This is a genomic window from Kitasatospora sp. NPDC051170, assembly GCF_044455705.1.
Classification (GTDB): domain Bacteria; phylum Actinomycetota; class Actinomycetes; order Streptomycetales; family Streptomycetaceae; genus Kitasatospora.
This window is the reverse complement of record NZ_JBITFA010000008.1, coordinates 295,516-307,635: the sequence shown is the minus strand read 5'-3', so window position 1 is coordinate 307,635 and position 12,120 is coordinate 295,516. Positions and strand designations below refer to the sequence as shown.

Sequence of the window (12,120 nt, the reverse complement as noted above, 5' to 3'; positions counted from 1 at the left end):
GTTCGGGTCCCCCCGGCGGCGCCTACCCGGGCCGCCCGGCCCGTAACGCGGCGCGGCCGACCCGCCGCCGTGCGGGTCGATACACCTGGTCGACCTGGACGGCGATCAGGCAGGCGTCGTCCTCGGTGTCGGCGGGGCTGAGGTCGAGCAGCCGGTCCAGGTAGTGCTCGAGGTCCGGGCCGGGCGGGCCGGCGGTGCGGATCAACTGGTCGACGGAGTCCTCGACGGGCCGGTCGCGGCGTTCGACCAGGCCGTCGGTGTAGAGCAGGAGGACGTCCCCGCTGTCCAGGCGCGCGGTGTGCTCCTCGTACGTCGCGTCGTCCAGGGCGCCGAGCAGCACGCCGTGCGGCAGCGGCAGGACATGGGCACCGTCGGTGCTGAGCCGGATCGGGGGCAGGTGGCCGGCGCGGGCCCAGCGCAGGTCGCCGGTGGCCGGGTCGAGCAGGACGCAGACGGCGGTGGCGGTGACCTGCCCGGGTTCGCGCAGGGCGACGGTGTTCGCCCACTCCAGGAGCCGGCCGGGCCCGGCGCCGGTGACGGCGAGTCCGCGCAGGGCGTGGCGCAGCGCGACCATGCCGGTGGCGGCGCCGACGCCGTGTCCGGCCACGTCGCCGACGGCGAGCAGGACGCGCTTGTCGGGCAGCAGCAGCACGTCGTACCAGTCGCCGCCGACGCGGTCGCGCTGGGCGGCGGGGCGGTAGCGCACGGCGGCGCGCAGTCCGGTGCCGCCGAGCGGCGGCGGGGCGGCGGGCAGGATGGCCTGCTGGAGGCGCAGGGTCAGCTGGCCGCGTTCGGCGGACTCCTGCTCGCTGTCGGCGAGGCGCTCGCGGGTGGCGCCGAGGGCGACCTCCGTCCAGTGCTGGGCGGACACGTCGTGGTAGGCGCCGCGGACGGCGAGCAGCCCGCCCTCCTCGTCCAGGACGGGCTCGGCGATGACCCGGGTGTAGTGGTAGGTGCCGTCCGGGCGGGCCAGCCGGAAGACGGCGGAGGCCGCGCGGTGGCGGTGGCGGACGGTGTCGACGAGGCGGCGCACGGCGGGTTCGTCGTCGGGGTGGGTGTGCCGGGCGAGGTGGGCGAGCGGGACGGCGGGGGCGCCCGGGGGCAGCCCGAAGAGGTCGCGCAGCCCGTCGCTCCAGCGGACCCGGCCGTGTTCGGGGTGCTCCTCGAACCCGGCGACGCGGGCGAGGCGCTGGGCCTGGCGCAGCAGCGCGGCCTGTTCGTCGTCGCCGGGCGAGGGCTCGGTGTCGGGCCGCCATTCGACGAGCAGCAGCGGGCCGAGCGGGGCGACCGACAGCCGTACGGTGGCGGGCTCGACCGAGCGGCCGTTCCTGACGATGACCTGCACGGTCGCTCCGGGCAGCGGGGTTCCGGTGCGGTGCACGCGCAGCAGGTGCTGGAAGAGGCCCCCGGCGGCGGCGACGGGGTAGGAGGCGAGGAAGGAGGCGCCTTCGAGCTCGTCGCGGGGGCGGCCCAGCGGGTCGCGGAAGCGGGCGTTGGCCCGGCGGATGGTGAAGTCGGTGACCAGGCCGCCGTGTTGGAGGGGGTCCAGGAGGACGGGTTCCAGGAGGAGCGCGGGGGTGAGCAGACCGTCGACGAGGTCGGTGACGTCCCGTGGCGGCGGGGCCTGCCCGGACGGGGTGAGCAGGGTGGCGCAGAGGTCGGCGAGCGCGTGGAGCTGGCGGCGCTGGGCCGCGGTGAGCTCCGGGGCGGTGCCGGGCCACAGCAGTTCGAGGGCTCCTAGGCAGCGGCCGCCGTCCAGCAGCGGCAGGACGGCCCGGGCGCTGCCGCTGCCGCTGCCGACGGAGGGCGCGGCGGTGGCCGGGTCGCCGGGCCACAGCTCCTCCGCGCCGCCGCCGACGACGTACTGGGCGGGCGTGGTGACGCCGGGCGGCACCCGGCTCCAGGCGGCGGCCTCGGCGGCGGGCAGCCCGCCGTGCGCGGCGAGGGCGAGCGCGGCGCCCGGCAGGCGCCGCCAGACGGCCACGGCGTGGACGCCGAGCGCGGCGCCGCTCTGCTCCAGGACGGCGGCGGAAGCCTGCTGCAGGTCGGGGCCGTCGGCTTCGAGCGCCGGTACCAGGAGGCCGGACGGGGGCGTGGGGGCGGCGGCCGGGGCCGGTTCGGGCTCGGCGCCGGGGCGGCGGGCGATGTCGGCGGCGAGGGTGGCGACGGGGACGCCGGCCTCGCGGGCGAGCCGGGCGAGCTGGGCGGCGGCTTCGGTGGGGAGCATGTCGAGGCGCTCGGCGAGGATGCCGGTGGCGAGGTCGACGACCGACCGGGTCCGGGCGGCGGACCGCTCCCGGGCGGCGGCGGCCTGGAGGCGGCGGACGGTCCCGGCGAGCGCACGGGCGGTGGCGCCGGAGGGGTCGGCGGCGGGGTCGGGTTCGGGTTCGGCTTCAGGGCGGGGCGCGGGGCCGGCTTCGGGGCCGGCTGCGGGGTCCGCTTCGGCGTCGGGGCGCGGTTGGCGGGGGCCGGTCATGGGGTGCCGAGCCGGCGGCGGAGGAGGGCGAGGAGGCGGGGGGTGTCCACGGGCTTGGTGACGTGGTCGTCGGCGCCCGCGGCGAGGCTCTTGTCGCGGTCGCCGGGCATGGCCTTGGCGGTGACGGCGATGATCGGCAGGCCCTCGAAGCGGTCGTCGGCGCGGATGGCGGCGATGGCGGCGTAGCCGTCGAGGCCCGGCATCATGACGTCCATCAGGACGAGGGCGGTCTCGGGGTGGGCGCGCAGCAGGTCGAGTCCGGTGCGGCCGTCTCCGGCGTGCAGGACGGTGAGCCCGCTCTGTTCGAGGGCGGCGGCGAGGGCGAGGACGGTGCGGGCGTCGTCGTCGACGATGAGGACGGTCTGCCCGGCGAGTGCGTCGTCCGCCGGCCCCGATTGCGGGGCGGACACGGGGGTTGGGGCTGTCTCGCGGTGGTCGGCGAGGAGCCGGGTGACGCGCTCGCGCAGCTCGTCCAGTCCGTGGGCGAGCTCCACGCCGGGCACCGCGCCGGCTTCGCCGTCCGCCTGGTAGCCGAGCACCGGGGTGCCCTCCGGGAGGGCGTCGAACAGCACGGGGGCGAGGTCGCCGGAGCGGGCGAGGTCGAGCACGACGGCGCGCCGGGGCACGGCGGCGAGGGCGGCGCGCAGCGCGGGTTCGTCGGCGACTCCCTCGACCGACGGCGCCGGGTCGGAGGCGTCCGTGGCGGAGCGGGTGAGGAGGGTGAGCAGTCCGGGCGGGTCGGGCTCGACCACCAGGATGCCCGGGTTCCCGTCCGTCTCCGTCCGCGCCCCGGCGTCCGGGTCCGCCTGGGCCGCGCCGATGGGCAGGTAGAGGGTGAAGCGGCTGCCGGAGCCCGCCGTGGAGACCACGGTGATGGTGCCGCCGAGCAGCCGGGCGAGCTCCCGGCTGATGGAGAGCCCGAGGCCCGTGCCGCCGTAGCGGCGGCCGGTGGAGCCGTCGGCCTGCTGGAAGGCACCGAAGATGGCGTCGAGGTGGGCGGGGTCGATGCCGATGCCGGTGTCGTCGACGCGGAAGGCCACCGCGGCGTCCGCGTGGCCGAGTTCGGCGGGCAGGCCGGGGGCCTCGGCGCGTTCGATCCGCAGATCGACCCGGCCGGTGTCGGTGAACTTGACGGCGTTGGAGAGCAGGTTGCGCAGCACCTGCCGCAGCCGGGCCTGGTCGGTGACGAGCCGCTCGGGGACCTCTCGGTCGACGGCGGACTCGAAGACGAGGCCCTTCTGGTCGGCCAGCGGCTGGATGGTGGAGTCGACGTACTCCAGCAACTCCCTTACGGCGAACGGCTCGGGGGACAGTTCCATCTTACCGGCCTCGACCTTGGAGAGGTCGAGGATGTCGTTGATGAGCTGGAGCAGGTCGGCGCCGGCGGAGTGGATGACGCCCGCGTACTCGACCTGTTTGGCGGTGAGGTTGCCGGTGGAGTTCTGGCCGAGGAGCTGGGCGAGGATGAGCAGGCTGTTGAGCGGGGTGCGCAGTTCGTGGCTCATGTTGGCCAGGAAATCGGACTTGTACATCGAGGTGAGGCTCAACTGCCGCGCGCGCTCCTCGAGTTCCTGGCGGGCCTGCTCGATCTCCAGGTTCTTGGCCTCGATGTCGCGGTTGCGCTGGGCGAGCAGTCCGGCCTTCTCCTCCAACTCGGCGTTGGAGCGCCGCAGTTCCTCCTGCCCTTCCTGCAACTGTTCGGACCGGGCCTGGAGTTCGGCCGTGAGCCGCTGGGACTCGCCGAGCAGTTCGTCGGTGCGGGCGTTGGCCAGCAGGGTGCCGATGGTGACGCCGCAGGTCTCGGCGAAGCGCTCCAGGAAGTCGCGGTGGACCTGGGTGAAGGAGTGGACGGAGGCGAACTCCATCACACCGAGCAGCCACTCCTCCAGCGCGACCGGCAGGATGACGAGCGAGCGGGCGTCGCCCGACCCCGCGCCGGAGGCGACGGTGGCGTAGCCGGGCGGCAGGTCGTCCACGGCGATGGGCCGCCTGGTCCGGGCGGCCTGGCCGACCAGGGTCTCACCGAGTCGCAGCCGCTGCTCCGGGAGCCCGTCGGCGGGCCGGCCGTAGGAGCTGATGAGGGCGAGCTCGGTGCCGTGGTCGGTCTCCTCGGCGAGGAAGAAGGCGCCGTACTGGGCGCCGACCACCGGGGTCAGCTCGTCGGTGACCATCTCGGCGACGGCGCGGATGTCCCGGCGGCTCTGGATCTCGGCGGAGAACCGGGCGAGGTTGGTCTTGAGCCAGTCCTGTTCCTGGTTGGCGAGGGTGGTGTCGCGCAGTGAGCCGACCATGGCGTTGATGTTGTCCTTGAGGTCGGCGACCTCCCCGGAGGCGTCCACGCTGATCGAGCGGGTGAGGTCGCCGGAGGCGACGGCGCTGGTGACCTCGGCGATCGCCCGGACCTGCCGGGTCAGGTTGCCGGCCAGCTCGTTGACGTTCTCCGTCAGGCTCTTCCAGGTGCCGGAGACGCCCTCCACCCGGGCCTGGCCGCCGAGGCGGCCCTCGGTGCCGACCTCGCGGGCGACCCTGGTCACCTCGCCGGCGAAGGAGGACAGCTGGTCGACCATGGTGTTCAGGGTCGTCTTGAGTTCCAGGATCTCGCCGCGCGCGACCACGTCGATCTTGCGGGTGAGGTCGCCCTCGGCGACGGCGGTGGCCACCTGGGCGATGTTGCGGACCTGCCCGGTCAGGTTGCCCGCCATCGCGTTGACGGCGTCGGTCAGGTCCAGCCACGTCCCGGTGGCGTCCGGCACCCGGGCCTGGCCGCCGAGGCGGCCCTCGGTGCCGACCTCCCAGGCGACCCTGGTCACCTCGGAGGTCACCCGGGCGAGCTGGTCGGCCATCCGGTTGAAGACCGTGGCGATCTCGCCGAGCACGCCGGGGCGGTCCTCGTCCAGCCTGGTCCCGAAGTCGCCGTCGCGGACGGCCGTGAGCCCGGCGAGCAGCGGGCGCAGCGCCTGCTCCGCCTCTCCCGCGACGGGGTGCTCGTCCATCCGTCCCACCGTCCGGATCGCCGTCCGGCCGGGGTTCCGGTCCGCCGGAACACCCCGGCCCGAGGCGGCGCGCTGCCGCCCTGCTCCCACTGTGCCACCGCGGGCGCAGGGGGGACAGCCGCGGCCGTCCGGGCCCGGGCGCAGTGGGCCGGGGCGGGGGGCGGGGCTGGGGCGGGCTCGGGCCGGGCTCAGGCGGGCAGGGTGTCGCGCAGGGTGAAGGCGTCCGTCGCGCCGGTGAGCTGGAGCATCCGCAGGACCAGCGGGCGGGGGCGGGCCAGTTCGATCCGGCTGCCCCGGGCCCCGGCGCGGGCCTGGGCGCGCAGCAGGGCGTTGAGGCCCGTGGAGTCGCAGAACTCGAGCCCGGCGCAGTCGATCACGACGACGGTGGCGGGCTGGTCGAGCACCGGTTCGAGGACGCCGGCCAGGTCGGCCACGGAGTCGAGGTCGAGTTCACCGAAGAGCGAGACGACGGTGCCTTCGTCCCAGAGCGACACCTCCGCACTGAACCCGCCGGGCACGTCCAGGTCGTCGAACGTCCGCTGCTGGGGGTTCGACGGGCGCTGTGCCATCGTCCTCGCTCCTCTCGGCCCCCTTTCCCACCCTCCCGAGGCCGGCCACGGGGAAACGGCCTCACAGAGCGGCTGTCCGCTGACGGGCGAGGGAAACACCCGAAACACCCCTGGAGCCCCTGGAGCCCCTGGAGCCCCTGGAGCAATAGTCAGGACTTGTGGATCGGCTCTTTGGCCGCGATCGCCTTCCAGACGTGCTGAGCGAGGTCGTTGACCGGGCGATCCCCGTCGACGACCAGGTCGCAGTCGCCACGCAGGGGTTCGACATGCTGCTCGTGCGCGGCACGCCGGTGGTTGAGGTAGTTCAGCAGGAGGACGTCGAGGGGAACCTCAAGACTCACGCCACCAGGTCCGAGGAGCGCTCCACGAGGTGACCGTTCTCGAAGCGGGCACCTGCACGAACCAGGGGCACCAGGCGAGCCCCGGTGATCCCCGCCAGCCCCGCCTCTAGCCGGTCTGCGCGGCTTCCTCGCGTATATGTACGCGAGATATGTACTGAGTGTATGTTCGCCCTATGAGTGTTCCGTTGACCCTTCTTGGGTTGCTCGAGCGCGAGCCGAGCCATGGGTACGACCTCAAACGCGACTATGACGCCTTCTTCGGCGGAGGCAAGCCACTGCCGTTCGGTCAGGTGTATGCCACCTTGGGCCGGCTGGCCCGGGACGGAAAGGTGGCGGCCGCCGACAGCGAGTCGAGTACGGGACACGACCGCAAGCGTTACCTGATCACCGAGCTGGGGGTGACCGAGGTCGAGACCTGGCTGGCAGAGCCGGTCGAACCCGCGCCCAGCCTGCAGACGGTGCTGTTCGCCAAGGTCGTGCTGGCGCTGATGCTGGGACGCGACGCCGAGCACTACCTCGACGTCCAGCGGACTGCTCACCTGCAGCGCATGCGGGAACTGACCGCGCTCAAGGAGACCAGCACTCTCGTGGACACACTCCTGGCCGATCACGGCCTGTTCCACCTCGAAGCCGATCTGCGGTGGATCGACCTGACCACAGCGCGCCTTGGGGCATTGGCCGAGGCGGTACGGTCATGAGCGCCACCGGTGGTCCGGCCCGAGCGGCCTTAATCGAGGCGCGCGACGTCGCCATCTCGTTCGGCCGGACCCCTGCGTTACGGGGCGCCAACGTGTCGGCGGCCGCAGGCGAGATCGTGGCTGTCATGGGCCCGAGCGGATCGGGCAAGTCGACGCTGCTGCATTGTCTCGCCGGAATCCTCGCCCCCTCCTCCGGAGAGGTCCATTTCGACAACCGCCGTATCGACACCCTGAGTGAGGCCAAACGCAGCACCTTGCGCCGGGACAACTTCGGGTTCGTGTTCCAGTTCGGTCAGCTCGTCCCCGAACTGACCGCCGAGGAGAACATCGCCCTGCCGCTCCTGCTGGCCGGAGCCCGCCGGACGCAGGCACTGACGCAGGCTCAGGAGTGGCTGCGGCGGCTCGATCTGGACGGGTTGCAGGAGCGCAGGTCCGGGGAACTGTCGGGCGGGCAAGCCCAACGTGTCGCGCTGGCCCGCGCCCTGGCCGCCGGGCCGAAGGTGCTGTTCGCCGACGAGCCGACCGGAGCGCTGGACTCGCTCACCGGTGAGAACGTGATGCGGCAGTTGGTCACCGCGGCCCGCCGGGAGGGCACCACCGTCGTCCTTGTCACCCACGACTCCCGGGTGGCCGCCTACGCCGACCGCCAGGTGATCGTCCGCGATGGGAAGGCGACCTCCCTGTCGTCCGGACGGGCGGCATCATGATCGCCCTCGGTCTGCGTCTGAGCCTGCGCGGCGGAAGAGAGGCTCTCGCGCGCCTGTTCCTGATCGCCGTGGCCGTGGCACTGGGGACGGGCCTGCTGCTGACCTGTCTGGCCGGCATGAACGCGGTCAACAAGCAGAACACCCGGTACGCATGGCTGGAGACCGGCCTCACGACGCCGCCGACCAGCACCTCCGAGAACTCCTCGGCCGACAGCACGACGGCGGCGAACGCGCTGTGGTGGCGCCTGACGGGCGACAACTTCGACGGGCAGATCATCGGCCGCGTGGACCTGGCTGCCACCGGACCGAACGCGCCCCTACCGCCCGGCATCCCGCACCTGCCCGAACCGGGGCAGTACTACGCCTCGCCCGCCCTGGCCGCGCTCATCCACACCGCTCCCGTCGCGCAGCTCAGTGCCCGCTTCCCCGGCCACCAGGTCGGCACGATCGGGCCGGCGGCGCTGCCCGCACCGGACTCGTTGATCATCATCGTCGGCCGGCGAGCTGACGAACTCATGCACGCCCCGCACGCCCGCCAGATCACCGCCATCCAGCAGCAGGCGCCAATGAACTGTTCCAACTGCGGGGCGATCAGCATCAACGCCGACCAGCTGAAGTTCGTCCTGGCCGTCGCGGCACTTGCACTGTTCTTCCCGACAGTGATCTTCATCGGTACCGCGACCCGGCTCGCCGCGACCCGTCGTGAACAGCGGTTCGCGGCTATGCGCCTGGTCGGCGCCACGCCCCGGCAGGTCACGGTGCTGGCTTCGGTCGAGTCGATCGTCGCCGCCACCGCGGGCCTGGTGGTCGGCTTCAGTATGTTCCTCCTGCTCCGGCCCGTGTTGGCCTCGATCCCGTTCACCGGCACACCGTTCTACACCGGCGACCTGACGCTCAGCCCGGCCCACATCCTGCTCGTCGTGCTGGGAGTTCCGATCGGCGCGCTGTCGGCTGCCCTGGTCGCGCTGCGGCGGGTCCGGATCTCCCCGCTGGGGGTGGTCCGGCGCGTCACCCCGCGCCCCCCTCGTTGGTGGCGCGTGATCCCCTTGCTGACCGGGATGGGTGAACTCTCCTACGTCGTCGGGGTAGGGCGGCCCGCCACCATCAACAAACAGATCATGGCCTACCTCCCCGGAATCCTGCTCATCATGGGCGGACTGATAGTCGCGGGCCCATGGCTGACGATGATCGGCGCCCGGGCCATCGCCCGGCGCACCAGCCGACCTTCCGTTCTCGTCGCCGGGCGGCGCCTCGCCGACAACCCGCAAGCGGCCTTCCGCGCGGTCAGCGGACTCATCATCGCCCTGTTCGTCACCACGATGGCCATCGGCACGCTCACCACCTTCGTCGCACACCGCGGCGTCAACCGCGGCGGCCAGATCGCCGCCGACACCATCACCCACCAGTTCGGCAACCAGTCCGCCACCGGCGAGCAGAAGGGCAACCCCGTGCCGAGCGTCCCCGACACGCTGCTCACCGAGCTCCGGTCGATCCAGGGCGTCCAGGGCGTCACCCTGATCCACGCGAACCCCCTCGACTCGGCGGCCTCCACCGCCAACGGGGAACTGACAGGCGGCCTCGTCTCGTGCGCCGAACTGGCCACCACACCGGTCCTCGGCCGCTGCGCCGCCGGGGCACAGGCCGCAGCGATCGGACCAGAGGTCTTCGACCCCCGGACCGGAACCCTCTGGCCCGCCGCGCCGATCGAACCAGACCGCCTGAAGACCCTCCCGGTCTGGACGATCGTGGTGAGCACGAACGGGTCGAAGCCCGTGATCGAGCAGGTGCGCACCATGCTTGAGACCGCCTATCCCGATCGATCGCCCTTTCCCGCCACCATGAACGAAGTCGCCGCCAAGCGTCAGCGGGACACCGACGAATCGCGGCAACTCGCGAACGTCATGATTCTCACCAGCCTGCCCATCGCCGGCTGCAGCCTGGCCGTGAGCGTCGCCGCCGGCCTGGCCGACCGCAAACGGCCCTTCAGCCTGCTACGCCTCACCGGCATCCCACTCGGAGTGCTGCGCCAAGTGGTCCTCCTGGAAAGCGCGGTACCGCTCCTGGCCGTCGCCGTCCTGGCAACGGGCACCGGATTCCTCGCCGCCCACCTTTTCGTCAAGGCGCAACTCGGCTACTCACTCCAGCCGCCAGGAATCGAGTACTACGTCATCGTCCTCACCGGGCTGATCGCCTCACTCGCCGTTATCGCCTCCACCTTTCCCTTCCTCCGCCGGATCACCGGCCCCGAAGTCGCCCGAAACGACTGATCCACCGACCAAGCCGGTCGATTCCCGGTCTATCGTGTCCCGGCTCGGGCCCAGGACCGGCCTGGTGATGCTGCGGCATCCGGCGACAGTGTCGCGCCCGTGTGCCGGTCTTCATGCGGTTTCGCCCCGCGGTGGAGCAGCCACGGGTCGCGCTGCACGGCCTGCGGCCAGGGCGGCGTGGCGGGAGTTGAGCGATCGGCGCCGCCGAGTCTCGGCCGGGGCGGGGGCGTTGACGGGCGGGCTGCCGGGGGTCTCGGGCTCGCGCAGCCGGTTGTAGTGTTCGCGCTGCACCTGCTCGCGCCGGGTGGTGACTTCGTCCAGGCAGGTCACCGGCGTGAACCGCAAGACCCTGGAAAGCACCTGCTCTCGCCTGGCCAAGTCCGGGGACCTCGTCCGCAACCCCGACCGGGACGCGATGAACGGCCTGCCCCTTCAGGGCGCCGACAAGATCAGCTGATCAGCCGTCAGAACATGGCGCCGCACCCCAGAGTAGACCCGACGAGAGGGGGCTCTCTGTGGCGCGGCCCCGTTCTGCATCTCGTAGCAACAACCAGGGCGCGCTGATCGCGCTCGTCATGCGCACCGCCGCAATCGTCGGCGCCGCCGAGTTCGTCAAGGCACGCCTGGAAGCGAACACGAACGCTGCGCAGCCCACCGGCACGGCGACCCACCCGACCGCCCGCCTTCACGGCCGCAGCAACGCCTCCATGACCGAGCGATACCAGGCCTCGAACCGGGCTGTCATCGCCTCGGTCCTCAAGCGCGCCGACGAGCCCGGCGAGCTCATCGCCTACTGGACCAGCCGCTACGGCCGGAACCTGCCCAAGCCCGTCAAGCGCGGCATCGAGGACGCGCTCGGCAGCCTGTACACCGAGCGAAACCTCCTCAAGTACGACACCGACAGCAAGGGCTACCGATTCGGCGACGTCATCGAACTCGTACACCCCGCGCCGAAGGCGGTGTGGCAGGGAGACCTGTTCGAGCACGCCATCGACCGGCGCCACAACCGGGACAAGGCAATCCCCGAGAGCCTGCCCATGCTGCACGCCCGCGCCCACCTGATGGGACTGCCCCCCGAGCAGCGCCGCGCCCAGCTGACCACCGTCGGGGGGACGCTGGCTCTCCTCGACGCCGGCATGACGTGGGAGGCTGTGGCCGGCTGGCTGCAGGGCCCCATGGATGCCCAGGCCTGGGAGTCCGTCATCCCGTCCATGGGCTACATGGCGCTGCTGCGCAACCTGCGGAACTTCGACCAGGCAGGCGTCTGCGACGAGGTGGCCGAGAAGGTCGCCGCACTGCTCGCCGACCCGGAGCAGGTCGCCAAGTCCCGCCAGGTCCCGTTCCGGTTCTGGTCTGCCTACAAGCACACCCAGTCCCTGCGCTGGGCGCACGCACTGGAGAAGGGCCTCGCCCGCTCGCTGGCCAACGTGCCTGCCCTGGGCGGCCGGACGCTGATCCTCGTCGACCGGTCCCCGTCGATGTTCCCCGGCTACGGCTTCTCCACCCCGAACAAGTCCGACATCCCGCTCGCCGAGCAGGCCGCCGTGTTCGGCGCCGCGCTGGCGATCCGGGCGGCGGACCCGACGCTCGTCGAGTTCGGGATGCGCAGCGGACGCGTCGACGTGCCGAAGGGCGGCAGCGTGCTGCGGCTGATCGAGCAGTTCGGTCGGATCGACGGCACTGACATCCCATCCGCCGTCAAGCAGCACTACGCAGGGCACGACCGGGTCGTCATCGTCACCGACGAGCAGTCCCGGCCGGGCTGGCTGCCGTCGAACTGCTACGGGCACTGGGGCGGCATGCCGGAGACGCAGATCGACGACCTGATCCCCAAGCACGTCCCGGTCTACATGTGGAACATGGCGGGCTACAAGCCGGGCGCGATGAAGTCCGGCGGCCAGAACCGGCACACGATGGGCGGTCTCACCGACCACGCGTTCCGCCTGATTCCACCGCTCGAGTCCGGGGTCAACGGGACCTGGCCGTGGGAGCAGACCACGGCGGCTTGATCGTTGACGGTTCGGGTGTCACACCCCGATCCAGCAGGACTACTGCGCCCAGAACCTGGA

At 72.4% G+C, this 12,120-nt stretch carries 9 protein-coding genes; 5 read left to right on the top strand and 4 right to left on the bottom strand.

The window, feature by feature from the left end; genetic code table 11:
- Window positions 1-22 precede the first annotated feature (22 nt).
- From ACIBCA_RS19295 to ACIBCA_RS19280, 4 genes are all read right to left on the bottom strand, one after another.
- Entirely contained in the window at window positions 23-2,476 is a 2,454-nt protein-coding gene (locus tag ACIBCA_RS19295; protein ID WP_396284112.1) for a SpoIIE family protein phosphatase, read from the bottom strand.
- Window positions 2,473-5,469 (bottom strand): ATP-binding protein, encoded by a 2,997-nt coding sequence (locus ACIBCA_RS19290; protein ID WP_396284111.1) that lies wholly within the window; start codon window positions 5,467-5,469, stop codon window positions 2,473-2,475. The genes ACIBCA_RS19295 and ACIBCA_RS19290 overlap by 4 nt, the downstream gene beginning before the upstream one ends.
- A gap of 188 nt (window positions 5,470-5,657) precedes the next feature.
- Window positions 5,658-6,038: an STAS domain-containing protein gene (locus ACIBCA_RS19285; RefSeq protein ID WP_396284110.1), complete on the bottom strand. Its 381-nt coding sequence runs from the start codon at window positions 6,036-6,038 to the stop codon at window positions 5,658-5,660.
- Window positions 6,039-6,187: 149 nt separating this feature from the next.
- Window positions 6,188-6,379, bottom strand: a complete 192-nt coding sequence (locus tag ACIBCA_RS19280) for a hypothetical protein (protein ID WP_396284109.1) — start codon at window positions 6,377-6,379, stop codon at window positions 6,188-6,190.
- 173 nt (window positions 6,380-6,552) lie between these two features.
- On the opposite strand from ACIBCA_RS19280, the gene ACIBCA_RS19275 reads away from it, so the two are divergent.
- The 5 genes from ACIBCA_RS19275 (at window position 6,553) to ACIBCA_RS19255 (ending at window position 12,060) form a co-directional block, all read left to right on the top strand.
- A complete protein-coding gene (locus ACIBCA_RS19275) occupies window positions 6,553-7,077 on the top strand; it encodes a PadR family transcriptional regulator (RefSeq protein WP_396284108.1) in 525 nt (174 codons plus the stop codon).
- A complete protein-coding gene (locus ACIBCA_RS19270; RefSeq protein ID WP_396284107.1) occupies window positions 7,074-7,784 on the top strand; it encodes an ABC transporter ATP-binding protein in 711 nt (236 codons plus the stop codon). Before ACIBCA_RS19275 ends, ACIBCA_RS19270 begins: the two co-directional genes overlap by 4 nt.
- Window positions 7,781-10,051: an FtsX-like permease family protein gene (locus ACIBCA_RS19265; protein ID WP_396284106.1), complete on the top strand. Its 2,271-nt coding sequence runs from the start codon at window positions 7,781-7,783 to the stop codon at window positions 10,049-10,051. The genes ACIBCA_RS19270 and ACIBCA_RS19265 overlap by 4 nt, the downstream gene beginning before the upstream one ends.
- 334 nt (window positions 10,052-10,385) lie before the next feature.
- On the top strand, window positions 10,386-10,508 hold the full coding sequence (locus ACIBCA_RS19260; protein WP_396284105.1) for a hypothetical protein: 123 nt from the start codon (window positions 10,386-10,388) through the stop codon (window positions 10,506-10,508).
- A 118-nt stretch (window positions 10,509-10,626) separates the two neighbouring features.
- Window positions 10,627-12,060, top strand: a complete 1,434-nt coding sequence (locus ACIBCA_RS19255; RefSeq protein WP_396284104.1) for a TROVE domain-containing protein — start codon at window positions 10,627-10,629, stop codon at window positions 12,058-12,060.
- Window positions 12,061-12,120 lie beyond the last annotated feature (60 nt).

Coding starts and splice junctions, on each gene's coding strand:
- ACIBCA_RS19270 (WP_396284107.1), top strand. CDS start 7,074: ATGAGCGCCACCGGTGGTCCGGCCCGAGCGGCCTTAATCGAGGCGCGC.
- ACIBCA_RS19285 (WP_396284110.1), bottom strand. CDS start 6,038: ATGGCACAGCGCCCGTCGAACCCCCAGCAGCGGACGTTCGACGACCTG.
- ACIBCA_RS19255 (WP_396284104.1), top strand. CDS start 10,627: ATGCGCACCGCCGCAATCGTCGGCGCCGCCGAGTTCGTCAAGGCACGC.
- ACIBCA_RS19290 (WP_396284111.1), bottom strand. CDS start 5,469: ATGGACGAGCACCCCGTCGCGGGAGAGGCGGAGCAGGCGCTGCGCCCG.
- ACIBCA_RS19265 (WP_396284106.1), top strand. CDS start 7,781: ATGATCGCCCTCGGTCTGCGTCTGAGCCTGCGCGGCGGAAGAGAGGCT.
- ACIBCA_RS19295 (WP_396284112.1), bottom strand. CDS start 2,476: ATGACCGGCCCCCGCCAACCGCGCCCCGACGCCGAAGCGGACCCCGCA.
- ACIBCA_RS19275 (WP_396284108.1), top strand. CDS start 6,553: ATGAGTGTTCCGTTGACCCTTCTTGGGTTGCTCGAGCGCGAGCCGAGC.